Below are 25,910 nucleotides of genomic sequence, written 5' to 3' on the forward strand. Positions count from 1 at the left end.
AAAGTACGCGCGGTGCCGCTTCAGATTTCGCTTCACATCGGTTTATCGGCCGGTGATAAAGGCACTATCTGATCGCACGGGGCTAAGGAGCTTTACATGGATATTTTCATCCAGCAGATCATCAACGGTCTGGTTCTGGGCAGCGTCTACGCCATCATCGCGCTGGGCTACACGATGGTGTACGGGATTCTCGGCATCATCAACTTCGCGCACGGCGACGTGCTGATGGTGGGCGCGATGGTCGCGTTATCCTCCATCGGCGTCATGCAGAACCACTTTCCCGGCATACCGGGGCCGATCATGCTGACCATCGCGCTGGTGATCGCGGCCGTGGTCTGCGCGCTGGTCGGCTACACCATCGAAAAGGTCGCGTACCGGCCGTTGCGTAAAGCGCCGCGTCTCGCGCCGCTGATCACCGCCATCGGCGTGTCGATCCTCTTGCAAACCCTCGCCATGATGATCTGGGGCCGCAATCCGCTGGCCTTTCCGCAGCTTCTGCCGACCGATCCGATCAACGTGATCACGGCGGGCGAGAACAATCCCGGCGCGGTGATCTCGATGACTGAAATCGTCATCATCGTCGTCGCGTTCCTGGTGATGGGCGGCCTGCTGTTGCTCGTTCACAAGACCAAGCTCGGCCGCGCGATGCGCGCCATCGCCGAGAATCCGGGCGTCGCCTCGCTGATGGGCGTGAACCCGAACTTCGTGATCTCCGCGACCTTCATGATCGGCTCGGCGCTGGCGGCGCTCGCGGGCGTGATGATCGCCTCCGAATACGGCAACGCGCACTTCTACATGGGCTTCATTCCGGGCCTCAAGGCGTTCACGGCGGCGGTGCTGGGCGGCATCGGCAACCTCGCGGGCGCGATGGTCGGCGGCGTGCTGCTCGGCCTCATCGAACAGTTGGGCGCCGGTTACATCGGCAACCTGACAGGCGGCGTCTTCGGCAGTAACTATCAGGACGTGTTCGCCTTCATCGTGCTGATCATCGTGCTCGTGTTCCGTCCGTCGGGTCTGCTCGGCGAACGTGTCGCGGACCGCGCTTAAAGACCGTGTGAGGAGCTCAAAAAAATGACTTCGATTCAACCGATTGAGCCGTCCACGACGCTCATCCCCGAGAAAAACGCGACGAAGACGATGGTGGTCGGCATCGTCACGGCGCTCGTCGTGATCGCCGCGCCCATGGTGATCGGCGCGGCTGGCGGCAATTACTGGGTGCGCGTGCTCGACTTCGCGATGCTCTACGTGGTGCTGGCGCTCGGCCTCAACGTGGTGGTCGGCTTCGCCGGTCTGCTCGATTTGGGCTATATCGCGTTTTACGCGGTCGGCGCGTATGTCGCGGCGCTGCTGTCGTCGCCGCAATTGACCTCGCAGTTCGAGTGGATCGCGCATCTCGCGCCGAACGGGCTGCATCTGCCGTTCATCATCATCGCGCCGATCGGCATGGCGGTCGCGGCGACCTTCGGCGTGCTGCTCGGCGCACCGACGCTGCGCTTGCGCGGCGATTACCTCGCCATCGTGACGTTGGGCTTCGGGGAAATCATCCGGATCTTCATGAACAACCTCGATCGTCCGGTGAACATCACCAACGGTCCGAAGGGCATCACGGGTATCGATCCGGTGACGGTGGCGGGCTTCAATCTGTCGCAGACGCATAATTTCTTCGGCTTCCGCTTTCCGTCGGTGTACATGTATTACTACCTGTTCGTGCTGGCCGCGCTGCTGGTGATCTGGGTCTGTACGCGCTTGCAGCACTCGCGCATTGGCCGCGCGTGGGCCGCGATCCGCGAAGACGAGATCGCCGCGAAGGCCATGGGCATCAACACGCGTAACGTGAAGCTGCTCGCGTTCGCGATGGGCGCGTCCTTCGGCGGTCTGTCGGGCACCATGTTCGCGGGCTTTCAGGGCTTCGTGTCGCCGGAATCGTTCACGCTGTGGGAATCGATCGTCGTGCTGGCGTGCGTGGTGCTGGGCGGCATGGGCCACATTCCGGGCGTGATCCTCGGCGCGATGCTTTTGGCCGTGCTGCCGGAAGTGCTGCGCTCCACCATGACGCCGTTGCAGAACGCCATCTTCGGTCATCAGATCGTGGATACCGAAGTCGTCCGTCAGCTTCTTTACGGTCTTGCGATGGTCGTCATCATGCTGCGTCGTCCTGAAGGTTTGTGGCCGGCGTCGAAACATGAAGACCGCATCGCGAAGATTGCGAGGCGCGGCAACAAGAAGCCGGTTCGTGCATAAGGGCGGGGAATATCACACATGAGCGATACGAAACAAATCCGCCTGTCCGTCAAGGGCGTGAACAAGCGCTTCGGCGGATTGCAGGCGCTGTCGGATGTCGGCCTGCAAATCCGCGAAGGCGAGATCTACGGTCTGATCGGCCCGAACGGGGCGGGCAAGACCACGTTCTTCAACGTGATTACCGGGCTGTACACGCCGGATTCGGGCGAATTCAAGCTCGATGGCACGAACTACACGCCGACCGCGGTGTATCAGGTGGCGCAGGCGGGCATCGCGCGCACGTTCCAGAACATTCGCCTGTTCGGCGGCATGACGGCGCTGGAGAACGTGATGGTCGGGCGGCATGTGCGCACGAAGCATGGGTTGATCGGCGCGGTGTTTCAGACGCCGAGCGAGCGCCGCGAGGAGCGCGAGATCAAGGAACGCGCGCTCGAACTGCTCGAATACGTGGGCGTGTTGCAGTACGCCGATTACACGTCGCGCAATCTGTCGTATGGGCATCAGCGGCGGCTTGAAATTGCGCGCGCGTTGGCGACCGATCCGAAGCTGCTCGCGCTCGACGAACCGGCAGCGGGCATGAACGCGACCGAGAAGGTCGAACTCACGCGTCTGCTCGACAAGATCCGTTCGGATGGCAAGACCATTCTGCTGATCGAACACGATGTGAAGCTGGTCATGGGATTGTGCAACCGCATGACGGTGCTCGATTACGGCAAGGTGATCGCCGAGGGTCTGCCGCAGGACGTGCAGAAGGACCCGAAGGTGATCGAGGCATATTTGGGTGCGGGGGTGCACTAATGGCGACGCCAAGCGCGATGTTGAAGATTACAGGTCTGCAGGTGAACTACGGCGGCATCCAGGCGGTGAAGGGTGTCGATCTGGAAGTCGGGCAGGGCGAACTCGTGACGTTGATCGGCGCGAATGGCGCCGGCAAGACCACGACGATGAAGGCCATCACCGGGCTCAAGCCGTATTCGGCGGGCGATATTCAGTACATGGGGCAATCGATCAAGGGCGTGCCGACGCATGAGCTTTTGAAGCGCGGGCTTGCGATGGTGCCGGAAGGGCGCGGCATTTTTGCTCGCATGTCGATTTTGGAGAATATGCAGATGGGGGCTTATCTGCGTAACGATGCTGACAACATCCAGAAGGATACGGAGCGGATGTTCGGGTTCTTTCCGCGTTTGAAGGAGCGGGCTTCGCAGTATGCGGGGACGCTTTCTGGCGGGGAGCAGCAGATGTTGGCGATGGCGCGGGCGCTTCTTTCGCGGCCCAAGCTGTTGCTGCTCGATGAGCCTTCCATGGGGTTGTCGCCGATCATGGTGGAGAAGATCTTCGAGGTGGTGCGGGAGATTTCCAAGGAAGGGTTGACGGTTTTGTTGGTTGAGCAGAATGCTCGGTTGGCGCTTCAGGCCGCTAATCGGGGTTATGTGATGGATTCGGGTACTGTCACTATGTCTGGCGACGCTAAGGTTATGCTCGATGATCCTAAGGTTCGGGCGGCTTATCTCGGGGAGTGAGGTTTTTTGTTGTTGTCGTCGTGCAAGGGGCTGCTGCTGATTGTGTCTTTATTGCAGTAGCCGCCTCCCCGGCGGGGGGGTAACTTTCTTTGCTGCTGCAAAGAAAGTCACCAAAGAAAGCAGCTTTTACCCCCATGCACGCTGGCTGGAAAGTGTTGGTCTGGATTAACGATGCAGTGGCCGCAATAGGACTTGCCACGCATAACTTGCCGCTTAGGCAACCTAGCGATTACGCGCTCCAAAAATTCTCTCTTAGTGGACCGCATTCATGCTTTCGGCCATGCGCTTCGCGCGCCGAGAGCTTTAGAACGGAATCCCGCAGCGTATAAGCGCCCAGCCACATCGAACCTCCCCGCAAGATTGCTATTCGGCCCTACCTTGGTTGGCGCTTCTGACAAAAGCATTGCCCGCGCGCGATCACTCGCATTGGCCGTGGCGCTACGCTGGCGCATCTTCTTTAGTCGGAATACTAATTAACGTAGGGCCGAATAGCAAAACAGCGATGCCGCTTGATGTGGCTGGGCACTTACATGCTGCGGGATTCCGTTCTTAGGTTCTCGGCGCGCGTAGCGCATGGCCGAAAGAATGAATGCGGTCCACTAAAGCTTAGCGTTTCGAGCGCGCAATCGCGAGGTTGCCTAAGCGGCTTGTTATGCGTGGCAAGTCCTATTGCGGCCACTGCATCGTTAATCCAGACCAACACTTTCCAGCCAGCGAGCATGGGGGTAAAAGCTGCTTTCTTTGGTGACTTTCTTTGCAGCAGCAAAGAAAGTTACCCCCCCGCCGGGGAGGCGGCTACTGAAATAAAGACACAAACAACAGCAGCCCCTTCCACAAAAAACTCAAAGCCTCTTCCCAAGACTAACAACCTCATCCACCCCATACCCCAAAGCCTCATAAAACCCGCAAAGCTCGGAACGAGAAGCAAGAATCTGCAAATTAACCTTAGGACATCCGAGTTCAGAGAGCGCCGCTTCCGCATGAAGCATCAACGCCCTCCCAAACCCTCTCCCGCGAAACGCGTAAGAAACAGCAAGCGAATAAACCCACCCGCGATGCCCATCAAACCCACACATCACAGTGCCAACGACCTCACCCTCGCATAAGCCCACGAAAAACAACTCAGGCTGCGTCCGCAACTTATTGGCGATCGACAAAGCCGGATCGCGCTGCGGCCGCGATGCATCCGCGTACTCCGGAAACACATCGCGCCAAAGCGCAATCACGGCCTCGCGATCGGCGATATCGAACGTCCGAATGATCACAGCGAATCGAGCACGGACCGCAGCATCGACATCATCTGATCGATTTCTTCACGCGTGACATTCAACGCCGGCATGAAACGCAGCAAATTAGGCCGCGCCGCGTTGAGCAACAGCCCATCCGGCTGCATCAGCCGAGCCTTTTCGACGATTTGCGGGCCCTTGTCGCTATCGAGCAGCAACGCACGCAACAAGCCTTCACCGCGCTCGCCCTTGAAGCCGCGCTCATCGGAAAGCTTGAGCAACTGCTGCTTGAGATACTCACCCTTCTCACGCACGCTTTCCAGAAACCCCGGCGCGACAAGCTGCGAAATCACCGAAAAACCGACCGCGCTCATCAACGGATTGCCGTTGTACGTGCCACCCTGATCGCCCGCTTCGAAGCACGCGACCGATGCCTTCGACAGCAACGCCGCCAGCGGCACGCCACCGCCAATGCCCTTGCCCAGCGTCATGATGTCCGGCTCGATACCCGACAGTTCATACGCGAACAGCGTTCCCGCACGGCCGCACCCGCTTTGCACTTCATCGACGATCAACAGCAGGTTGTGCTGCTTGGTGAGATCGCGCAGTTGCTTCATGAACTCGCGCGTCGCGGGAATCACGCCGCCTTCGCCCTGAATCGGCTCCAGCATGACGGCAACGGTCTTCTCGGTAATGAGTTTCTCGACCGATGCGATGTCGTTCAAATCCGCCTTCGGAAACCCCGGCACCTGCGGCGCATAGATCGTGTCCCAGCCCGGCTTGCCAGACGCCGACATCGTGGCGAGCGTGCGGCCGTGAAAGCTGTGATCGAAGGTGATGATTTCATACGCGCCATCGCGGAACTTGCGGCCCCACTTGCGCGCGAGCTTGATCGCGCCTTCGTTGGCTTCCGCGCCGCTGTTGGCAAAAAACACCTTGTCGAAGCAACTGTGTTGCGTGAGCAGACCGGCCAACTGCGCCATCGGACCGTTGTAGAAAGCCGGCGACGGATTGATGAGCGTGCGCGCCTGCTTTTCCATCGCCTCGATCATGCCTTCGTTGCAATGGCCGAGCGAATTCACCGCCCAGCCCTGAATGAAGTCGAGATAGCGCTTGCCGGTGTTGTCGTAGAGCCAGGAACCCTTGCCGTGCGTGAAGACGATCTCGGGACGGTTCGTGATGTACATCAGCGAATCAACAGGGTACTCATTGAAATTCATGACTGCAGGCTCCACGAAGGCGAAACGAAAAAGAGGAAAGCGAGGCGGAAAAAACAAAAGCCACGGAATTCCGTGGCTTCATTTTCATGCGCTTCGATAAAAAACGAACCGTGAGCGCAGATGCGTGACGAGCCAGCGGCATCCCTAGGGAAGCGGCGAGCGGCGACGTCGAAGTGCGGTCAGGATTCGGTTCATTCGCGAAGGATACGTTATGACGTTCCCGCGTGTAAACCATGCACGCGGATTTTTTCCGCACGCATGATTCACCGCGTTCTGCGCATTCATCGTCAGACCGGATGCGCGAGGTCCGCCGCGCTCGTGAACGAATCCGCGTAAAACTCGTCTTCCGGCAGCCGATGATGCTGCGTGAAATCGCGTTGCGCGGATTCGACCATGACCGGTGCGCCGCACGCATACACCTGATAAGCGCTCAAGTCTGGCAGATCTTCGATGACAGCCCGATGAACGAAGCCCGTGCGGCCCGCCCACGCATCGCTTGCGTCCGGCTCGGAAAGCACGGGCACGAAGGTGAAGTTGGGAATCTCGCGCGCCCATTGTTCGGCCAGATCCATCATGTACAGATCCTTCTTGCGGCGGCCGCCCCAGTAGAGCGTCATCGGACGGTTGAGGTTCTTGAACACCGCATGCTCGATGATCGCCTTGATCGGCGCGAAGCCCGTGCCCGAGGCGAGCAGCACGATGGGCTTGTCGGATTCGTCGCGCAGGAAGAACGTGCCGAGCGGGCCTTCGAAGCGCAGGATGTCGCGCTCTTTCATCGCGCCGAACACGTGGTCCGTGAACGCGCCGCCGGCCATGTGGCGGATATGCAGTTCGAGCGGACCTTCATGATGCGGCGGGCTCGCCATCGAATAGCTGCGGCGCTTGCCGTCCTTCAGAATGAACTCGATGTACTGCCCCGCCAGATATTGCAGGCGTTCGTTGGCAGGCAATTGCAGCTTCAGTTCGATGACATCATCGGCCTTCTTCGCCAGCGCGTTGACGCGGCAGGGCAGCTTCTTCACCTGCACATCGCCCACGCCCGCGACTTCGCGCACGTCGATGGTGAGATCGGTTTGCGCCGTCGCGCAGCAGAACAGCGCCATGCCGCGCGTTTTTTCATCGTTCGACAAAGCCGACGACGAATGCGGCGCCTGCTCGACTTCGCCCTGCACCACATGGCCCTTGCAGGAACCGCAAGCGCCGTTCTTGCAGCCATACGGCAGGCCGATTCCCTGACGCAGCGCCGCGCTCAGAACCGGCTCGTCCGGTTCAACCTGAAACTGCCGGCCGCTTTGCCGGAGCGTTACGTTAAAAGCCATAGATCGATTTCGTGCGTGTTGAGTGTTTCGGTGTGGTTCTGCGTGGTTCTATGTTCGGCGCGCGGCACGTTCGGGTGTGCAGACGATAAAATGTCTGGATGATCGTCACTCGAATTCTTCGCCGCGCCCGTGTGCTGATCGTCGGTTGCGGCGATGTCGGCATGCGCGCGTTGCCGCTTCTCAAGGCGCATGCCGCCGCGCCTCGCGTGTTCGCGCTCACGCATCACCCGGAACGCGCGGAGTTGCTGCGCATGGCGGGCGCGCTGCCGATTGCCGGTGACCTCGACGACCGCGCGAGCTTGCGGCGTCTGGCGGGCATCGCGCGAACGGTGCTGCATCTCGCGCCTCCGCAAAAAGACGGTGATACCGACCGCCGCACGCGCGCGTTGATCGCCACGTTGCGCGCGCCGCATCGTTCTGCCGCACGCACTACAGCGGCAGCGGTCATGCGTCAGCGAACCGCGCGCGGCACCATGCGCGCTTTCGATTCGCCTGCGCATCCAGTTCTGCGAAACGCTTCGCGAGCGCCGCTGAGATGGCCCGGATCACGCCCGAGCCGGTTCGCGGCAACATCATTCATTGTACCCGACGGTCCTTTTTCGCCGAGCCTGCAAGCGGACGCTTTCCGCGCGGGCACGCGCCTCGTGTATGCGAGCACGACCGGCGTTTATGGCGATTGCGGCGGCGCGTGGATCGACGAAACGCGTCCTGCGCGGCCCGATAACGAGCGGGCGCGTCGGCGTGTCTCGGCGGAAGGGCAACTGCGCGCGACGGGCGCGGGCGGCGGCTGGCGCGTGTCCATCGTGCGGATTCCGGGCATTTACGCGGGCGATCGTTTGCCGATTGCGCGCATCGACCGGGCTTTGCCGGCACTCGTCGAAAGCGATGACGTCTACACGAACCACATTCACGCCGACGATCTCGCCGCCATTCTCTTGCGTACGCTGACGCGGGGAAAACCGCAGCGCGTCGTCAACGCATCCGACGATACGGACCTGCGCATGGCCGATTATTTCGATCTCGTCGCCGATGCCTTCGACAAGCCGCGTGTGCCGCGCATCACGCGTGACGAAGCGGAGCAACGGCTCGAACCCGTGATGCTGTCGTTCATGCGCGAATCGCGTCGGTTGTCCAACGCGCGGCTCAAGCGCGAGTTGCGCTATGCGCTGCGTCATCCGACGGTCAGCGATTTTCTGCGCAGCGCGGGGCGCGGCGTCTGACAGGCGAGTAAGCAGGTTCTAGATCAGTGCCGGAATGGTCTCAAGCAGCACGAAGCACAGCAACGCGCCGATCAAAGCGCCGATGAGATTCGGCGAATAGCGATGGCGCATGCGCATGACGACGGCCAACACCCCGATGAGCGCGACGCTCAACAACACGAACGCGATCAGTGCGACATTCATGTGGGAGACCATGATGCCCTCCTGCTTTTTTGATAGTCATTTTTGGTAACCCGTAAGCTCAGTATATGAGCCTGTCAGACAGAAGGCATGCTGCGCCGCAGCGGGGCGCATTAAGGACTTACACCGATTGTCATGACCGATGCGCGGCGATGAACGCCAGCACATCCGCGAGCACGGGCGAATCCGCGCGTTGCTTCGCCGAAAAGGTCGTGACGATGCGGCCGTGCCCGTAACCTTCGTATTGCTTAAGCTCCACCGTGTCGGCGTGCGCGCGCAACGCATCGGCGAACTGGCGGCTGTTGTTCGGGTCCACGACCTTGTCTGCGGTGCCGGTGGCGAGGAGCATGGGCGGTTCGTCGCCAGAGAGGAAATCGACGGGCAGCGCCTGCGAGCGCGAGGCGGCGGGGAAGATGTCCGTCATATGCGTTTCGACGGGAATCTCGGTGTAAGGTCCGGCCAGTCCGATCATGCCGCCGAGCGCGCGCTTGGTCAGGCCTTGCGCCTTCAGATAACGCGAGTCGGTTGCGATCATCGCGGCGATATGCGCGCCCGCCGAATGTCCCATCACGACGATGCGCTCGGGATCGCCGCCATACTCGTGCGCATGATCGCGCGCCCAGCGCACGGCGGCGGCGGCGTCATCGAGAAAGCCGGGAAAGATGGTTTCGGGATAGATGCGATAGTCCGGCGCGACCGTCACGATGCCGTTCGCGGCAAGCGCTTGCGCCACGTCGCGCGAATCCGCGCGCTGGCCGGCCTGCCAGCTTCCGCCGTAGAAATACACGACGATGGGGCGCGCGTTGGCGGCTTTGGCGTCGGGCGCGTAGACATCGAGTCTGAGCCGCGCGTCGCGCCCGTAGGCGATGCCATCGGCTTGCTCGTCTTCGGCTTCCTGAGCGTGGACTTCAAATGCGCCGATAAGCGCTGCGCCAAACGCCAGGGCACCAAGCCGCATGAACCGCCGTCTCGCCGGAATCCGCATGTGTCGCCGACCTCGCAGGTGGATGGAAGCTGCCGGCGCTCGCATCGGGCGGTCAGTCGGCGCGTTCCTCCTTCGAACGCAGCGCGGCGAGATCGGCATCGTCCAGCCAGCGCCACGCGCCTTCTGCGAGCGTGTCAGGCAGAGCATAACCGCCCACGCGTTCGCGATGCAGATTCTCGACCCGGTTGCCCGATGCCGCGACCATGCGCTTGACCTGATGGTATTTGCCTTCGAGCACGGTCAGTTCGAGCAGATGCTCGCCACGCCGATGCGCGGCCAGCGCCACGCTCGGTTTGGCTTCGCCGTGCAGCAGCACGCCTTCGCGCAGCCGCGTGAGTTGCTCGTCGTCGAGCGGATGGCGCAGCGTCGCGAGATAGACCTTCGGCACTTTGCGCTTGGGCGAGGTGAACGCGTGTACGAACGCGCCGTCATCGGAGAGCAGCAAGAGGCCGGTGGTGTCCTGATCGAGCCTGCCGACCGATTGCACGCCGCGTTCGACGAGTTGCGGCGGCAGCAGATGAAACACGCTCAGATGATGCTGCGGGTCGCGCGAACATTCGTAGCCCGCTGGCTTGTTCAGCGCGATGTACGCTTTTTCGCGGTAAGTCCACGATTGGCCGTCCACCTCGAAATCGGGCGTGGAGGCGATGGGGACATCGGCATGCGGATCGTCGCACGCGATGCCCGAAATGCGCACGCGTCCTTCCGCGACGATGGTCCGGCATTGGCGGCGTGACCCGAAGCCTTGGGAGAAGAGGAGGGTTTCGAGGTCCATCGGAGAAGGGAAGTCGGAGGGCGCATTCTAGCAAGCGAGCGTGCGCCGCTCCGATTACAGCATCGCGTTATTGCATGTCGATGCGCCCGTACACGCCATTCGCCTCGAAGTTCGGTCCGGCGGCGAAGAACAGTGTGTTCGACGGCTGCGCGCTCAGGTTGTTGCCGAACGCGATGCCCCACAGCCCGCGCTGCACGAGCGGCGTGCCGTCCGTGTTCATCAACTGGCCGACGAACGCGCCGGTCGTGGGATTGAACGCGTTCACCGTGCCGTCGCCGAAGTTGCCCACGAGAATGTCGTTGCTGAAGCTGCCGAAGTTGGCGGGCGCTTGTGCCAGTCCCCACGGCGCGTTCAGCGCTCCGGCTTGCGCGAAGCGTTGCAGCAGATTGCCATCGACGTCGAATACATCCACGAAGCCCTGGCCTGCGCCGGGCACGTCGTCGTGCATCGCGCCGTCTTGCTTTGCGTAGGTCACGAAGATCTTCGTGCCGATCGTCTGGATGCCGAACGGTGCGAAACCCGCGGGCATCTGCGTGTCGATGAAGCCGCCGGGCACCGCGATCTTCGCGAACGTGTCGCTGAAGACATCGATCCGGTTGTTGTGGAAGTCGGTGGCGTAGAGGCGCCGCCCGGTCGATGTCGCGGCGATCGCCAGTCCCTTGTAGACCGCGCCGGCCGCGCTCGAATCGGCCACGGTGAAGGCGTGCGTCATGTCGACGGCGGGCGCCCACGCGGTGATCGAACCGCCTTCGCCCGCGAACAGAAACGCCGCCGTGCCCTTCTTGCCGTTCGCTGTCACCACGACATCCGCGCCATTGTTGAAGACGATGCCGGTCGGATTGGCCGGTCCCGACGCCGTGGCCGGAATCGACACGACGAGCGATTGCACGACGCCGTTGCCATCGTAAAGGGTGGCCGTTTGCGAGCCGTTATTGGCGACCCACACGAAGCCTGCCGGATTGAACGCGACACCCCAGCCGTTCTTGAGATTGGGATCGGTGTGCGGTGCGGGAATCGCGCCATCGGAGACGACGACCGTGGCCTTGAAGCGCGTCGCGCCCGGCATGTTGTCGTTCGAGCCGCCACACGATGCGAGCCCGCACAGGCCCGCGACGATCGCCACGCAACCCAGCGCGCGGCGCCACGAAACGGTCTTCAACATGGTGACTCCTTCGACGCGCGAGCGCCCGACGGTTGATCGTCACCATGAAACGGATACTGGCGGGGGCTTATTCCGCAAATCGATTTCGATTCGATTGATGCGTCAATGCGCGTCGCCGCGTCCCCGCGATGCGCCGGGTGCGCCCCAGCCGAACGACGAGTAGTTCGGGCGGTCGTTGTCGTCGCTCGATACGCTTGCATGCGGATGCGTCGCGCTCCATCTTCCATCGAATGTCAGCGCCGGAATGGCGGGCGAGGGAATCGCGCTGGCTTGGCGGAAGTAGGCGGTGTTGACTTCGGTTTGCACGGCCATCGCCTGACGCAAGGCGGCCTGCGTTTGCGGGTTGCGCGAATCGAGCGCCACCGCGCGGCGCGCATTGCGCACGGCGCACGACGGGTCCTTGTTCAACGCGCAGACGCGGGCGCTGGTGATGGCGGCATCGCGCGCGCGTTCCTGACGGGACAAATCGGCCGCAAGCTGCTGGATTTCAGGACTGCGCGATTCGCTCGCGCGCAGCGGACGCATGTTGCGGCGCGCGCCCGACAGATCGCGAGTCGCGAGCGACTGCTGAACCGCCGCGATGCTGCGCGCGATGGTCGGCGAAGAAGGTTCCTGCGCTTCGGGCGTTTTTGCGGCAACAGACGCAGGCTTTTCGATCGATGCAAGCGTGGTGCGGGCGCGGCGGTCGTCTTTCGCGGATGCCGGTTGTGACGCGGTGGCGACGGGTTTTGTTTCGGCAACGCGCGGTGCGGCGGCGAGCGTGTGAGTGCGGGATTGTTCGGGCTGCTGCTTGCTTGCTGCGGCTTGGACCGGCTCGATCGTTGGCTGTGGCTTCTTCGTTGGCGTGGCATCGCGCGCGATAGAAGTTGCGCTGGCGTTGTTCGTTGCGGTGATCGTTGGCTGTGGCTTCTTCGTTGGCGTGGCATCGCGCGCGACGGAAGTCACGTTGGCGTTGTTCGTTGCGGTGATCGTTTGCTGTGGCGTGGGCTTCGCGGCAGGCGTGGCATCGCGAGCAACGGAAGTCACGTTGGCATTGGCACCGGGTGTCGCAGCGATGGTCTGCTGTGGCACGGGCTTCGCGGCTGGCGTCACGCTCGCGATGGCTTTGGGCGTCGCTTCACGCGTGACAACTGGCGCGGGCGTCGCCGCCGCGATCGTTGCCGCAGGCACAGCCACGCGCGGTTCCGGCTTGCTGACCGGCACGTTCGCCACAACAGGTTTAGCCGTGCTATCGACATGCGACGACTTTGCCTGCGCGCTCTTGGCGCCCTCCGCCGTCGCCACATTCACTTGCGACGCAGCCTTCGCGCTCTCAACGCGATCGCGCGTGAGCGTGTCGTGTCTTGCGGCGGCCGCATCGTTCGTCGTCGATGACTTGTCGCGGATCGCGCCCGCGACGCTGATCGCCGTGCGGTCCGTCTGCGGCACAACGCCGATGCCCGGCCCCGACTGCGTATAGAGATAGCCGCCCGCGGCCAATCCCGCGACCACACCGCCGATCAGCACGGCAAGTCCCTTGCGGGCAGGCTTATGCACCGGTTCGAGCGGCTCGTCGCCAGGTTCGGCCAGACTCGGATACGACGTCACCATCTTGCGCCGTGCCATGCGCGTGAGCCAGCCGGTGTCGCGCAGATCGACGAAATCGAAGGCTTCTTCCTGCATGGGTGCGGCGGCCGCGCTCGCTGTACGAAGCGGCGGTGGCGGCGGCGGTGTATCGGCGTGGCTCGTGAAAATCGCCCCTTGGCGATCCGCGCCGCATTGAGGACACGTATCTTCGTCGGCTCGGGACAGCGTATTGCACCTCGGGCAAATCACGGAGTCGAGCGTCAGCGAGTATTCAGGTCGATTCATGTCGCACCCATTTTGAGTTATGGCCCGGTGCAGCGCGAGCAAGTCACGGCACAGGGGAAGTCCTAAGCAAACCGAAATGCGTTCGCCGCACATGACCGGCATCCTCGCGATGCCTTCATGCCGGGACTCCTGAATGTCGATCGGAGGACCAATTCTGGGCTGCGCAGCGTAACGCGTCTACGTGATTGCGCACATTAACGTAATGATCCGGCTAGGGAAAACGCTAGAAGTTGCGCGAGCGCCACGGGCTTTGTACGCGCAAACGTTTGGCATGCCGTCACGCTTAGGCCATTCGGACGACTACCGCTGTGGGTCATGCGCGGCGAAAGTAAGCGCATGAAGCAAGACCCGCCATCACGATGAAAACCAACCACTTCGAAGCCACCACGCGATGGCTGATTTTCCTGCTGCCGCTCTTCATGGGCGCGATCGAATACTTGCTGCGACTGGCACTTAAACAGCCGGATGCCAACACGTTTTTTCCGATCTCACTCGTGGCGTCGAGTGTGGGATTGAGCGTCGCGCTGACGGAGCCGCCTACTCGTTCCAGCCGTGCGCGCATGGGGCGCGAAAGGTCGAGAACGACGATCTGGCCAATCTTTATCGCAAATATGGGAATTTTCGCCTCGCTAGGCGGGGTCGTTTTATGGCTCTATCTGCTTATGGCCTCATTCAGCGATGAAGTCAGGCTCTTGTTGCCGTGGTATCCGTTGAGTGAAGCTTCGGCGTACTACGTGCTTTTGGTTTCCTCAAGCCTTGTGAAAGACAGGATGGTGTTGAAATGGCAGTGATCGAAATCGTGGTGAATTTTCTTATTGGGTACGTCCGGGAATACTACCCGCTCATCGTGATGCTCTCTGTGGCGCATTTCGGTGCGCCTTATCTGGCCGACTGGCTCATCGGAATAGCCGAAGCCCGCGACCGGGAGGATGAAAAGAAACGGACGGAAGCGCCCTGATCGCGCTCTTGCGTCGCAGCGGTTTGCCTCGGAGGAGACCGCTCGGCAATCGGCGCTGGCGCTATCGCTACAAGAACGCCAATCCCCAAACGCAAAAAAGCCGCTCACAAGGAGCGGCTTTTTTGCGGTGTTCTGGTGCCCGGGGCCGGAATCGAACCGGCACGCCTTGCGGCGGGGGATTTTGAGTCCCCTGCGTCTACCAATTTCACCACCCGGGCAATCGAGTCCGCGATTATGGCGCAAATCGCACGCTCAGGCAAGCGCGCGGCGTCTCCATCATTGACTCAGGTAAGTGAATGCGCCGTTCTTCACGATGCCCATCACGCTCGCGCGCTGATCCAGCCCGACGTGATCGTTCGCGCTGGTGTTGACCACGCCGTTCGGCACGACGAGTTCATGCGCATGCTCCAACTCCGAACGCAAGGCCACCCGAAACTCCTTCGTGCCCGGCTGGCCGGCTTTGAGCGCGCGCGCCACGGCATCCTGAAGGCGCGGATAGACGCCCGCCGCATCGCCTGCGAACTGCGTGACGGTGCCGGGACCGTACTTGTCCTCGTAAGCGGTGACGAACGCCAGCGCCGCCTTCTTCGACGGATGATCTGCCGGCAACGTGCGCGCGACCACGACCGGCTGCGTCGGAAAAAGCGTGCCTTCCACATCCTTGCCGCCGAGCCGCAGAAACTCCGGTGTCGCGATGCCGTGGGTCTGATAGATCGCGCCCTTGTAGCCGCGCTCGACCAGCGTGCGCTCCGGTAACACCGTCGGCGTGCCCGCGCCCGCGATCAGCACGGCATCCGGCTTGGCGGACATGAGCTTGAGAATCTGCCCGGTGACGCTGGCGTCCGTCCGGTTGAAGCGTTCGCTCGCCACCACCTTGATATGCCGCAAGTCAGCGAACTTGCCGAACTCGTTGTACCAACTGTCGCCGTAGCTATCCGCGAAGCCGATGAAGCCCACCGTCTTCACGCCGTGATTGGCCATGTAGCGCGTCATCACATCGGCCATGGCGCGGTCGGTCTGCGCCATCTTGAAGGCCCACACCTTCTTGCCTTCCTGCGGCTCCACGACGAGCGCCGAGCCGATCAGCGTGATCATCGGCGTCTGATATTCGGCGACGGGATCGAGCGCGGCCATCGCGGCGGGCGTGATGTTCGGCCCGACGATCACATCGACATGGTCTTCGGTGATGAGCTTGCGGATATTGCGCACTGCCGCGCCGGGGTCCGAACCGTCATCGAGAATGATGTACTCCGCGTTCTGCCCGGCGATGGTCTTCGGCCACATCAACATGGCGTTCTTGCTGGTGATGCCGATGGCAGCGGCCGGCCCCGTGCTCGACAGATCAATGCCCACTTTCAGTTGCGCCTGCGCCGCCACACTGATCGCGGACAAAACGACGCCGGCCAACAGCCGGCGCATGAACTTCGACGACGTCATCGGAAAACTCTCCAGGGAAGGGCGTTTGTTTGTTCTCGATGGTGAAGCGTTTATAGCTCGTAACTCTCGTGCTCGCCGGACAAGGCCTGCTCGATCAGCTTGCGGTTCATCGACGGCGACAGCAGTTCGACAAGCGTATAGACATAGCTGCGCAGATACGCGCCCTGCTTGAGCGCGAGGCGCGTGACATTGGTGCCGAACAGATGCCCGACCGGCATCGCGCGCAAATGGCGGTCGCGCTCGGGATTGAACGCGATATCCGCCATGATGCCCACGCCCAGCCCCAGTTCGACGTAGGTCTTGATGACATCCGCATCGATGGCTTCGAGCACGATATCCGGCGTCAGATTGCGCAGCGCGAACGCCTGATTGATCTTCGTGCGCCCGGCGAACGCCACGTCATAAGTAATGATCGGAAACTGCGCGAGATCGTCGAGCGTGAGTTGCTTGCGTTCCAGCAGCGGATGATCCGGCAACATGACCGCGAGGTGTTGCCACTGGAAGCAGGGCAGCGACACCAGTTCCTTATAGTTGGCGATGGCCTCGGTCGCGATGGCGATATCCGCCTGATCGTGGATGACCATGTCCGCGACTTGCGTCGGACTGCCTTGCAGAATGGAAAGGTGAACCTTCGGAAAGCGCTTCTTGAATTCGGCGATTGCCGCAGGCAGCGAATAGCGCGCCTGTGTATGCGTGGCGGCAATAACGAGATTGCCCTGATCCTGGGCGGCGTAATCCTTACCGACGCGCTTGAGGCTTTCCACTTCCTGCAGAATTTTCTCGACCGACGCCAAAATGATGCGCCCCGGCTCCGTCAACGAGCGCACGCGCTTGCCATGCCGCGTGAAGATCTCGACGCCCAATTCATCCTCGAGCTCGATGATCGCCTTCGACACGCCCGGCTGCGACGTATACAGCGCCTTGGCGGCCTCCGTCAGGTTGAAATTCTGCCGGACGGCCTCACGCACGAAGCGGAACTGGTGCAGGTTCATTTATAACTCAACCGCATATCAAAGTAATTTTTCAGTCTTTTGCAGTATATAGCAGGTTCGTTACTATCAGTCCAATTTTTCCAATATGCATATTCCTGCCTGCGATAAGCAAATGAGCGTTCGGTCTGAACGACTCTGCAGTCAGCGAATCAATGAATATTCGATGGATGAAACGCGCCGCGATACCTAGGACGCTAGAACGCGGCGTCTGAACAAGAAACTTGGGGCCCCCACATGTACCAATACGATCAGATCGACCAGCAAATCGTCGACGAACGTGTCGCGCAGTACGCCGACCAGGTCCGCCGCCGTTTGTCGGGCGAATTGAGCGAAGAAGAATTCCGTCCGCTGCGTCTGCAAAACGGGTTGTACATGCAGCGTCATGCGTACATGCATCGCATTGCCATTCCTTACGGCAACCTGCGCAGCGACCAGTTGCGCATGCTCGCGACCATCGCGCGCGAGCACGATCGCGGCTATGGCCACTTTTCGACGCGCACCAATATCCAGTTCAACTGGATCGAACTGGAAGAAACGCCGGAAATCCTGCGCAAGCTGGCGTCGGTGCAGATGCATGGCATCCAGACGTCGGGTAATTGCATCCGCAACATCACGGCCGATCAGTTCGCGGGCGTCGCGCCCGACGAAGAAGTCGATCCGCGTCCGTGGTCGGAAATCCTGCGTCAGTGGTCCACGTTCCATCCGGAATTCGCGTGGCTGCCGCGCAAGTTCAAGATCGCGGTGAACGGCTCGGCGGAAGACCGCGCGGCCGTCCAGATTCACGATCTCGGCGTGTATCTGCGCAAGAACGCGCAGGGCGAAGTGGTGATGGACATTCTCGCGGGCGGCGGTCTGGGCCGCACGCCGATCGTCGGCGCGGTCATCAAGCGCGATCTGCCGTGGCAGCATCTCATTACGTATTGCGAAGCCGTGCTGCGCGTGTACAACCGCTATGGCCGTCGCGACAATATGTACAAGGCCCGCATCAAGATTCTCGTGAAGGCGCTCTCGCCCGAGAAGTTCTCGAAGCAGGTCGAGGAAGAATGGCAGCACTTGAAGGACGGTCCGTCCACGCTCACGCAGGACGAAGTGGATCGCGTGTCGAAGTTCTTCGCGCCGCCCGTCTATGAAAAGCTCACGGACACCGACGCGTCCTACGAAAAGCATCTGATCGACAGCAAGCCGTTCGCGCGCTGGGTCGAACGCAACGTGCGTCCGCATCGCGTGCCGGGTTACGCATCGGTGACGTTGTCGCTCAAGCAGCGCGCCATCGCACCGGGCGATGCCACCGACCAGCAAATGGATGACGTCGCCGCTTTGGCCGACGAATTCTCCTTCGGCGAAATCCGCGTATCGCACGAGCAGAACCTGATTCTCGCGAACGTGAAGAAGCGCGACCTGCACACGGTGTGGGAACGCGCGAAGGCGCTGGGTTTCGCGACATCGAATATCGGCTTGCTGACGGACATCATCGCGTGTCCGGGCGGCGATTTCTGCTCGCTCGCCAATGCGAAGTCCATTCCCATCGCGCTGGCTATTCAAGAGCGTTTCAACGATCTGGATTACGTGTACGACCTGGGCGATTTGTCGCTGAACATCTCGGGTTGCATGAACGCGTGCGGGCATCACCACGTCGGCAATATCGGCGTGCTGGGTGTCGATAAGGACGGCTCGGAGTGGTATCAGGTCACGCTCGGCGGCGAGCAAAGCTCGGGCGCGACCGGCGCGCATCTCGGCAAGGTGATCGGCCCGTCGTTCTCGGCCAACGAGATGCCCGATGTGATCTCGAACGTGATCGATACGTTCGTGGATAACCGCATCGAGGGCGAACGCTTCATCGAAACGTTCAACCGCCTCGGCATCGCGCCGTTCAAGGAGCGCGTGTATGCATCGCGCCAGGCCGCTCACGCTTAAGGATTTCAGATGACGTTGATTATCAAGAATCGCTCGGTCGTCGAGGACAGTTTCGTCGTGGTGCGTGCGGCCGAAGACGGCGCGTTGCCCGCCGTCGATGCGCTGCCCGCAGGCAAGATCATCGTGCCGTTCGCGTTGTGGAAGGAGCATGCGTCGGCGATCGTCGCCACGCGCGCGAAGGACGACATCGGCGTGTGGCTCGCGCCCGACGACGAACCCGCCGACCTCGTGCCCGACTTCGACAAGCTCGGCGTGATCGCGGTCGATTTCCCGGTGTTCCGCGATGGCCGTGGCTTCTCCATCGGACGCCTGCTGCGCGAGCGTTACAACTGGACGGGCGAGTTGCGCGCCATCGGCGACGTGCTGCGCGATCAGGTGGCGTTCCACGCGCGTTGCGGCTTCGACGCGTTCGCCGTGCGCGCGGACAAGGACATCCACGACGCGCTGAACGCCTTCACCGAGTTCACCAATCTGTATCAAGGCGCGACCGACAATCCCGAACCGCTGTTTCGCCGCCGTTCGGCGCTGCTGGCCGCGCGTGGAGCGTAACAAGCGATGACTCCCGAATTGCAAGCCAAGATTGAACGTCTGGACACGCTGCTCGATTCCATCGCCGCGCGTCACGAGAACGTCAAGCTAGCCAGCAGCCTCGCCGCCGAAGACATGGTGCTCACGCATGCCATTCTGTCGCGTGGTGTGAAGATCGGCATCTTCTCGCTGAACACGGGCCGTCTGCATGCCGAAACGGTCGGCATGTATGACACGGTGAAAGCGCGCTATGGCTACGACATCGAGCAGTTTCATCCGCAGCAGGATGCCGTCGATGAATACGTGCGCGATCACGGCCTCAACGCGTTCTACGAGAGCATTGATTTACGCAAGGGTTGCTGCCATATCCGCAAGGTGGAACCGCTGAACCGCGCGCTGTCGGATGTGTCTGCGTGGGTGACGGGTCAGCGCCGCGAGCAGTCCGTGACGCGCGCCGAACTCCACGAGGAAGAGCGCGACGAGACGCGCGGCATCGCCAAGTTCAATCCGCTGGCGGACTGGACGGAAGGCGACGTGTGGGACTACCTCAAGGCGCTCGATGTGCCGGTGAATCCGCTGCATGCGCGCGGTTATCCGAGCATCGGCTGCGAGCCGTGCACGCGTGCCGTGCGTCCCGGCGAGGACAGCCGCGCGGGCCGCTGGTGGTGGGAATCGCGCGATACGAAGGAATGCGGTCTGCACATCACGAACATCAAGATCGTCGAGGAAGCGCCAAGCTCCGCGATCTGAAGGCGCAAAGACGCCGGCTTTATACCCTGTCACTGAACGCATCGTCACCATGGAACTTGCATGACGCTGCATATAAAAGGATCGACGAACATGAGCACCACGCTCGACTCCAACGTCACCGCCCCGATCGTCAACCACGCGACGCGGATGGACCATCTCGATTGGCTCGAAGCCGAGTCGATCCACATCATTCGCGAACTGGTGGCCGAGTGCAGCAAGCCTGCACTGCTGTTTTCGGGCGGCAAGGATTCGGTCGTCGTGCTGCATCTGGCGCTCAAGGCGTTCGGTCTGGGCGCGGGCCGCAAGACGCAGTTGCCGTTTCCGCTCGTGCATATCGACACGGGTCACAACTTCGATGAAGTGATCGACTTCCGCAACCGCCGCGCGGCGGAAATCGGCGCGGAACTGGTCGTGGGCCATGTCGAAGATTCGATCAGGAAAGGCACCGTGCGCCTGCGCCGCGAGACGGATTCGCGCAATGCCGCGCAAGCGGTGACGCTGCTCGAAACCATCGAGGAACACGGCTACACGGCGATGATCGGCGGCGCGCGCCGCGATGAGGAAAAGGCCCGCGCGAAGGAACGCATCTTCTCGTTCCGCGACGAATTCGGCCAGTGGGACCCGAAGGCGCAGCGCCCGGAACTGTGGAGCATCTATAACGCGCGGCTGCATGCGGGCGAGCACTTGCGCGTGTTCCCGATCTCGAACTGGACCGAACTCGATGTGTGGCAATACATCGGCCGGGAAAAGCTCGAACTGCCGTCGATCTACTACGCGCATGAACGCGAGATCGTGCGCCGCAACGGCCTGCTGGTACCGGTGACGCCGATCACGCCGGTGCGCGAGGGCGAAGCCGCCGAAACCGCGCTGGTCCGTTTCCGCACCGTGGGCGACATCAGTTGCACGTGCCCGGTCGCAAGCGATGCCGATGACGTCGAGAAGATCATCGCCGAAACGGCCGTGACGGAGATCACCGAGCGCGGCGCGACCCGCATGGACGATCAGACGTCCGAAGCCGCGATGGAACAGCGCAAGAAGCAAGGTTATTTCTGAGCATCACGCCGAGGAACGAACGAATCATGAGCATCTATCAAGCTGAAGACCTGGGCGTGTTGCGCTTCATCACGGCGGGCAGTGTGGACGATGGCAAGAGCACGCTGATCGGCCGTCTGCTGTATGACAGCAAGGCGGTGTTGTCGGATCAGTTGTCCGCCATTTCGCGCGCGAAGAACAAGCGTACCGTCGGCGATGAAATCGACCTCTCGCTGCTCACGGACGGTCTGGAAGCGGAGCGCGAGCAGGGCATCACCATCGATGTCGCGTATCGCTATTTCGCCACGGCCAAGCGCAAGTTCATCATCGCGGATACGCCGGGGCACGAGCAATACACGCGGAACATGGTGACGGGTGCGTCCACGGCGCACGCGGCAATCATTTTGATCGACCCGACGCGCGTCACGTTCGAGAACGGCGTCGCGCAACTGTTGCCGCAGACCAAGCGGCATAGCGCGATCGTCAAGCTGCTCGGTTTGCAGCATGCGATCGTCGCGATCAACAAGATGGATCTGGTCGATTACAGCGAGGCGCGTTTCAACGAGATTCGCGATGCGTATGTCGTGCTCGCGCGTCAACTCGGTCTGGCCGATGTGCGTTTCGTGCCGGTTTCGGCGCTCAAGGGCGACAACATCGTGACCGCGAGCGAGCGCATGCCGTGGTATGCGGGCGAGCCGTTGCTCGATCTGCTCGAATCCTTGCCGGTGACGCAGCCAACCGATCAGGCGCTGCGGTTCCCGGTGCAATGGGTGGCGCGTCAGGATGGTTCGCAGGCCGACGATTTCCGCGGCTACATGGGCCGCGTGGAGTCGGGCGAAGTGCGCGTAGGCGATGCCATCACGGTGCTGCCGGCGAATCGTGCGGCGACGGTTGCGGAGATCATCGCGCCGGTGCCGGGCGGCGTGAGCGCGGTGGATCGCGCGTTCGCCGGTCAGACGGTGACGATTCGTTTGAGCGAGGACGTCGATGTATCGCGCGGCGATACCTTCGTTCCGGCGGCGCAGGAAGTGGAACCCGCGAAGAAGCTCGAAGCCGATCTCTGCTGGTTCGACGAGGAGCCGCTTTCGCCACAGCGCAAGTATTTGCTGAAGCAGACCACGAACACGGTGTTTGCGCGGATCGGCGCGGTCAAGCAGGTGCTCGATGTGCATACGCTGTCGCATTCGGTGGATCGCACGACGCTGGCGATGAACGACATCGGGCGTGTGGCGCTCACGTTGCAGAAGCCGCTCGTCGCGGACGCGTACGATACGCATCAGGGCACCGGCGCGTTCGTGCTGATCGACGAGGCGACGCATCACACGGTCGCGGCCGGTATGATTCGGGCTATCTCTGCTTAAACGTTTATCGCCATGGGTAAGGTCTATCTGATCGGAGCAGGACCGGGGGCGGCGGATCTCATCACGGTTCGCGGCATGCGCTTGCTCGAACGCGCGGATGTGGTTTTGCACGATGCGCTCATCGAGCCTGCGATGTTGGACTATGCGCCTTCGTCGGCGAAGCGTATTGCCGTTGGGAAGCGGTGCGGTCAACGGTCTACCGCGCAGCATTTCATCAACAAGCAAATCGTCGATGCGGCGCTGGAGCATGAGGTCGTGGTGCGGCTGAAGGGCGGCGATCCCATGCTGTTCGGCCGCGCCGATGAGGAGATGCGGGCGCTCGAGGCTGCGGGCATCGAGTTTGAAGTGGTGCCGGGGATTACTGCTGCATTGGCCGGGGCTGCGGCGTTGCAGCGGTCGTTGACGTTGCGAGGCGTCGCGCGGAGTGTGGCGCTGGCTACGCATAGCCGGGCGGCTGAGAGTGAGGATATTCGCGAGCAGGCGCGGGCGGATTCGTTGGTGTTTTATATGGGGCGAGATAGCGCGGTTGATATCGCGCAGGAGTTGATCGATGCGGGTCGGGCTGGTTCCACGCCTGTTGCTATTGTTGAGGCTTGCAGCACGGTGCGGGAAAGGGTTCTTACGTTGACGCTGGCTGAGATGGCTCTAGGGCACGCGCAATCGTGGGTTGATGCTGCGCAGCCTAGTCTTTTGATGATCGGAGAGGCGTTTGCTGAGCGCAAGGCTGTTTTGGCGGCTTGTGGTCCGAAGGTGTTGGCGGCTTAGGGGGTTTTGTTTTTGTCGTCGTGCAAAGGGCTTCTCTTGTTTGGGCTTTTATTGCAGTAGCCGCCTCCCCGGCGGGGGGATCACTTTCTTTGCTGCTGCAAAGAAAGTAATCAAAGAAAGCAGCTTTCTCAACCAGACAGTGCAGCTTGAAGCGGCAAGTGGATTAATGGTCGCCCTTGGTGACAATAGTTACCGGCCTCGGAGGCCTGTACGGCCTGCACGGGGCTTGGTACGCAAAGATCACGCACCTCTCTTTGTCAAACGAAGTGGTCCACAGTCATACGCGCGGCGTTTTTGGCGCTCACGCGCCTTCGCCGTTGGGGTCTGCATGTGAACCCGGCAGATCGCCAAGGCTCAAGTCTCATCAAACCTCCCCGCTTTAATGCTATTCGGCCCAACCGCGTTTAGCGCTTCTTTGCTAACGATCTCGACGCAATGGTATGCGCGGACCACAAAGGCTAAACACACAAGCGTCATTGCTTTAACTATTGGCCCTACGGTGTTTGTCGCTTCTTCCCTGACCACCTCAAAGTAACGGTAGGGCCGAATAGCGTTAAAGCGAGGACATGTGATGAGTCGTGAGCCTTACTAACCTGCCGGGTTCACATGTAGACCCCTACGGCGAAGGCGCGTGAGCGCCAAAAACGCCGCGCGGATGACTGTGGACCACTTTGCTTGACTGACCGAGATGCGTGATCTTTGCGTACCAAGCCCCGTGCAGGCCGGGCAGGCCTTCGAGGGCGGTAACTATTGTCACCAAGGGCAGGCCTTAATCCCCTTGCCCTTTCAAGCAGCACTGTCTGGTTGAGAAAGCTGCTTTCTTTGATTACTTTCTTTGCAGCAGCAAAGAAAGTGATCCCCCCGCCGGGGAGGCGGCTACTGAATAAAAAGCCCAAACAACAGAAGCCATTTGCACGACGACAAAAACAACCCCTAAACCTGCCTCAAACAAAACCCAGCGACAGCATCAAGCACCCCCTCATCTTCCCCGACCGCAACCGCGCACCGAATATCCAAAGAGGGAAACTGCAAACGGCACCGCTGAACAATCTCCGGCAGATCCTTCCGAACATGCCCACCTTGCCCAAAGAAAACCGGCACCACAGTAACAACCTCACACCCATCAGCGGCCAAACCAGAAACTGCCGAAACCAAATCCGGCTCCATCAACTCCAGAAACGCCAACGCAACGGGTTGCCCCTCACCGCGAGCTAATCGCAACTTCCCTAAAAGCCGCTCAAAGGGCTCCTTCCAGCGGATATCCCTCGCGCCATGCCCAAACAGAATAATCCCATGCTTGCCCATCGCGCACTCCGCGAAAAAGTCTAATGCCGCTCAACCCACTTGAGCCCGATCAACCCAATCGCCAGATAAGCCAACGCCGGCGCGGCAGCAGTAATCGGCGCAGGCCACGTATTCAAATTCCCGATATGAGAAAACAGCGTATTAAAGAGCTGAAAACTCATCCCGATCATGATCCCGCCAAAAACTTTGACGCCGACAACCCCAGCCCGCGTATGCAAATACGCAAACGGCAACGACAAGATCAGCATCACGAACACCGCAAACGGATAAAGAATCTTGCGCCAAAACGCAATCTCATACCGCTGCGCGTCCTGATGATTCTCCGTCAAATGCTGGATATACCGGAACAGATTGAACATCGACATACGATCCGGCGATACAAGCAGCACCGAAAGAATCTGTGGCGTCAATTCCGAGCGCAAGACGTAAGTCGGCAACGTCGTTTGATTCGCACGATAGATCGGATTCAACGCATCACCGGGATTGACGGCTTGCGGCGCTGCATCGACGAGATGCGTATCCGTGACATCCGTCAGCTTCCAGTGACCCGGCGGCTCATACACGCCGCTCTTCGCGATGCGCACGTTCTGCAGGCGAAACTTCGCATCGAACTCATAGATGCGCACATTGGCGATGGTCGTATCCGGATTCAACGTCCCCACGTTGACGAAGCGCGTGACCTGCTCGCCATTCTCTTTCGCGGTCAACGTGTCCTTCACCCACACGCCCGACTGAAAATCCGACGACACCGACGACCCCAGCGCCTCCAGCCGCACGCGTTCGGACAGTTGATCCGCGTAAGGCCCGACCACTTCCCCGATGATGTACGTCACCAGCACCATCGGAATGCCGATCTTCAAAAGCGACCGCAACGCCGCGCCCGTAGACAAACCAGACACGCGAAAGATGGTGAACTCAGACGCCGCCGCCATCTGCGCGAACACATAGATGGCCGAAATCAACGCCGCGACCGGAATGATTTCGTAGAAGCGCGAAGGCGTCTGCAAGGCCACGCGCAACACCGCCAGCGTGAAGTTGTAGTTGCCATGCCCGACCGTGTTCAGTTCGTTGATCAGATCGAAGAAAAAGAACAGACCCGAGAACGCGAACAGAATAAAGATGAACGCAAGATAAATCTGGCGCGCGAAATATCGTTCGTAGATACGCAT

25 protein-coding genes and 1 tRNA gene are annotated in these 25,910 nt (G+C 61.0%); 13 read left to right on the forward strand and 13 right to left on the reverse strand.

Annotated features, from left to right (window positions below; all coding sequences use genetic code 11):
* Positions 1–96: 96 nt before the first annotated feature.
* The 4 genes from ACZCWR_RS05770 to ACZCWR_RS05785 are packed head-to-tail and all read left to right on the forward strand — an operon-like array spanning position 97 to position 3,761.
* On the forward strand, positions 97–1,047 hold the full coding sequence (locus tag ACZCWR_RS05770; RefSeq protein ID WP_487302754.1) for a branched-chain amino acid ABC transporter permease: 951 nt from the start codon (positions 97–99) through the stop codon (positions 1,045–1,047).
* Between the two features lie 24 nt (positions 1,048–1,071).
* Positions 1,072–2,241: an ABC transporter permease subunit gene (locus ACZCWR_RS05775; RefSeq protein ID WP_487302755.1), complete on the forward strand. Its 1,170-nt coding sequence runs from the start codon at positions 1,072–1,074 to the stop codon at positions 2,239–2,241.
* Positions 2,242–2,259: 18 nt separating this feature from the next.
* Positions 2,260–3,039 (forward strand): ABC transporter ATP-binding protein, encoded by a 780-nt coding sequence (locus ACZCWR_RS05780; RefSeq protein WP_487302756.1) that lies wholly within the window; start codon positions 2,260–2,262, stop codon positions 3,037–3,039.
* Positions 3,039–3,761, forward strand: coding sequence for an ABC transporter ATP-binding protein (locus tag ACZCWR_RS05785; RefSeq protein WP_487302757.1), 723 nt, complete (start codon positions 3,039–3,041; stop codon positions 3,759–3,761). Before ACZCWR_RS05780 ends, ACZCWR_RS05785 begins: the two co-directional genes overlap by 1 nt.
* Before the next feature lie 842 nt (positions 3,762–4,603).
* Here the strand turns inward: ACZCWR_RS05785 and ACZCWR_RS05790 are convergent.
* The 3 genes from ACZCWR_RS05790 to ACZCWR_RS05800 form a co-directional block, all read right to left on the reverse strand.
* Positions 4,604–5,026, reverse strand: coding sequence for a GNAT family acetyltransferase (locus tag ACZCWR_RS05790; RefSeq protein WP_487302758.1), 423 nt, complete (start codon positions 5,024–5,026; stop codon positions 4,604–4,606).
* The gene (locus ACZCWR_RS05795; protein ID WP_487302759.1) at positions 5,023–6,207 is read right to left on the reverse strand and encodes an acetylornithine transaminase; all 1,185 of its coding nucleotides are present in this window, start codon (positions 6,205–6,207) and stop codon (positions 5,023–5,025) included. The genes ACZCWR_RS05790 and ACZCWR_RS05795 overlap by 4 nt, the downstream gene beginning before the upstream one ends.
* A gap of 287 nt (positions 6,208–6,494) precedes the next feature.
* Positions 6,495–7,526, reverse strand: coding sequence for a CDP-6-deoxy-delta-3,4-glucoseen reductase (locus ACZCWR_RS05800; protein WP_487302760.1), 1,032 nt, complete (start codon positions 7,524–7,526; stop codon positions 6,495–6,497).
* Between the two features lie 98 nt (positions 7,527–7,624).
* Between ACZCWR_RS05800 and ACZCWR_RS05805 the strand changes: the two genes are divergently transcribed.
* A complete protein-coding gene (locus ACZCWR_RS05805) occupies positions 7,625–8,746 on the forward strand; it encodes an NAD-dependent epimerase/dehydratase family protein (RefSeq protein ID WP_487302761.1) in 1,122 nt (373 codons plus the stop codon).
* Between the two features lie 18 nt (positions 8,747–8,764).
* Here the strand turns inward: ACZCWR_RS05805 and ACZCWR_RS05810 are convergent, their stop codons facing one another.
* The 5 genes from ACZCWR_RS05810 to ACZCWR_RS05830 all read right to left on the reverse strand — a co-directional run bounded on the left by ACZCWR_RS05810 (position 8,765) and on the right by ACZCWR_RS05830 (position 13,699).
* Positions 8,765–8,941, reverse strand: a complete 177-nt coding sequence (locus ACZCWR_RS05810) for a hypothetical protein (protein ID WP_487302762.1) — start codon at positions 8,939–8,941, stop codon at positions 8,765–8,767.
* A gap of 118 nt (positions 8,942–9,059) precedes the next feature.
* Positions 9,060–9,884 (reverse strand): alpha/beta hydrolase, encoded by an 825-nt coding sequence (locus ACZCWR_RS05815; protein WP_487302763.1) that lies wholly within the window; start codon positions 9,882–9,884, stop codon positions 9,060–9,062.
* A 79-nt stretch (positions 9,885–9,963) separates the two neighbouring features.
* Positions 9,964–10,686, reverse strand: coding sequence for a pseudouridine synthase (locus tag ACZCWR_RS05820; RefSeq protein ID WP_487302764.1), 723 nt, complete (start codon positions 10,684–10,686; stop codon positions 9,964–9,966).
* Between the two features lie 67 nt (positions 10,687–10,753).
* Positions 10,754–11,848: a TIGR03118 family protein gene (locus ACZCWR_RS05825; protein WP_487302765.1), complete on the reverse strand. Its 1,095-nt coding sequence runs from the start codon at positions 11,846–11,848 to the stop codon at positions 10,754–10,756.
* Positions 11,849–11,950: 102 nt separating this feature from the next.
* Positions 11,951–13,699: a hypothetical protein gene (locus ACZCWR_RS05830; RefSeq protein WP_487302766.1), complete on the reverse strand. Its 1,749-nt coding sequence runs from the start codon at positions 13,697–13,699 to the stop codon at positions 11,951–11,953.
* 359 nt (positions 13,700–14,058) lie between these two features.
* On the opposite strand from ACZCWR_RS05830, the gene ACZCWR_RS05835 reads away from it, so the two are divergent.
* Both ACZCWR_RS05835 and ACZCWR_RS05840 read left to right on the forward strand, forming a co-directional pair.
* Complete coding sequence (locus ACZCWR_RS05835) at positions 14,059–14,490, forward strand: hypothetical protein (RefSeq protein ID WP_487302767.1); 432 nt, start codon at positions 14,059–14,061, stop codon at positions 14,488–14,490.
* Positions 14,481–14,657 (forward strand): hypothetical protein, encoded by a 177-nt coding sequence (locus tag ACZCWR_RS05840; protein WP_487302768.1) that lies wholly within the window; start codon positions 14,481–14,483, stop codon positions 14,655–14,657. The genes ACZCWR_RS05835 and ACZCWR_RS05840 overlap by 10 nt, the downstream gene beginning before the upstream one ends.
* 133 nt (positions 14,658–14,790) lie before the next feature.
* Here ACZCWR_RS05840 and ACZCWR_RS05845 read toward each other — a convergent pair.
* The 3 genes from ACZCWR_RS05845 to ACZCWR_RS05855 all read right to left on the reverse strand — a co-directional run bounded on the left by ACZCWR_RS05845 (position 14,791) and on the right by ACZCWR_RS05855 (position 17,086).
* Positions 14,791–14,875, reverse strand: a tRNA-Leu gene (locus ACZCWR_RS05845).
* A gap of 58 nt (positions 14,876–14,933) precedes the next feature.
* Positions 14,934–16,094: an ABC transporter substrate-binding protein gene (locus tag ACZCWR_RS05850; protein WP_487302769.1), complete on the reverse strand. Its 1,161-nt coding sequence runs from the start codon at positions 16,092–16,094 to the stop codon at positions 14,934–14,936.
* 50 nt (positions 16,095–16,144) lie between these two features.
* Positions 16,145–17,086, reverse strand: coding sequence for a CysB family HTH-type transcriptional regulator (locus tag ACZCWR_RS05855; protein WP_487302770.1), 942 nt, complete (start codon positions 17,084–17,086; stop codon positions 16,145–16,147).
* A 234-nt stretch (positions 17,087–17,320) separates the two neighbouring features.
* Between ACZCWR_RS05855 and ACZCWR_RS05860 the strand changes: the two genes are divergently transcribed.
* The 6 genes from ACZCWR_RS05860 (at position 17,321) to cobA (ending at position 23,436) form a co-directional block, all read left to right on the forward strand.
* Positions 17,321–19,000: a nitrite/sulfite reductase gene (locus tag ACZCWR_RS05860; protein ID WP_487302771.1), complete on the forward strand. Its 1,680-nt coding sequence runs from the start codon at positions 17,321–17,323 to the stop codon at positions 18,998–19,000.
* Positions 19,001–19,009: 9 nt separating this feature from the next.
* Positions 19,010–19,549 (forward strand): DUF934 domain-containing protein, encoded by a 540-nt coding sequence (locus tag ACZCWR_RS05865; RefSeq protein WP_487302772.1) that lies wholly within the window; start codon positions 19,010–19,012, stop codon positions 19,547–19,549.
* 6 nt (positions 19,550–19,555) lie between these two features.
* Positions 19,556–20,278, forward strand: a complete 723-nt coding sequence (locus tag ACZCWR_RS05870; RefSeq protein WP_487302773.1) for a phosphoadenylyl-sulfate reductase — start codon at positions 19,556–19,558, stop codon at positions 20,276–20,278.
* A gap of 90 nt (positions 20,279–20,368) precedes the next feature.
* On the forward strand, positions 20,369–21,331 hold the full coding sequence (gene cysD / locus ACZCWR_RS05875; protein WP_487302774.1) for a sulfate adenylyltransferase subunit CysD: 963 nt from the start codon (positions 20,369–20,371) through the stop codon (positions 21,329–21,331).
* A 26-nt stretch (positions 21,332–21,357) separates the two neighbouring features.
* Positions 21,358–22,671 (forward strand): sulfate adenylyltransferase subunit 1, encoded by a 1,314-nt coding sequence (locus ACZCWR_RS05880; RefSeq protein WP_487302775.1) that lies wholly within the window; start codon positions 21,358–21,360, stop codon positions 22,669–22,671.
* 12 nt (positions 22,672–22,683) lie between these two features.
* Positions 22,684–23,436, forward strand: a complete 753-nt coding sequence (gene cobA, locus ACZCWR_RS05885; RefSeq protein ID WP_487302776.1) for a uroporphyrinogen-III C-methyltransferase — start codon at positions 22,684–22,686, stop codon at positions 23,434–23,436.
* Between the two features lie 933 nt (positions 23,437–24,369).
* On the opposite strand, the gene ACZCWR_RS05890 is transcribed toward cobA, so the two are convergent.
* Together ACZCWR_RS05890 and lptG are read right to left on the reverse strand one after the other, a co-directional pair.
* Positions 24,370–24,741 carry a sirohydrochlorin chelatase gene (locus ACZCWR_RS05890; RefSeq protein WP_487302777.1) on the reverse strand — a complete coding sequence of 124 codons (372 nt, stop codon included), beginning with the start codon at positions 24,739–24,741 and terminating at the stop codon, positions 24,370–24,372.
* A 20-nt stretch (positions 24,742–24,761) separates the two neighbouring features.
* Entirely contained in the window at positions 24,762–25,910 is a 1,149-nt protein-coding gene (gene lptG / locus ACZCWR_RS05895; protein WP_487302778.1) for an LPS export ABC transporter permease LptG, read from the reverse strand.

The organism is Caballeronia sp. A2-2, assembly GCF_057612605.2.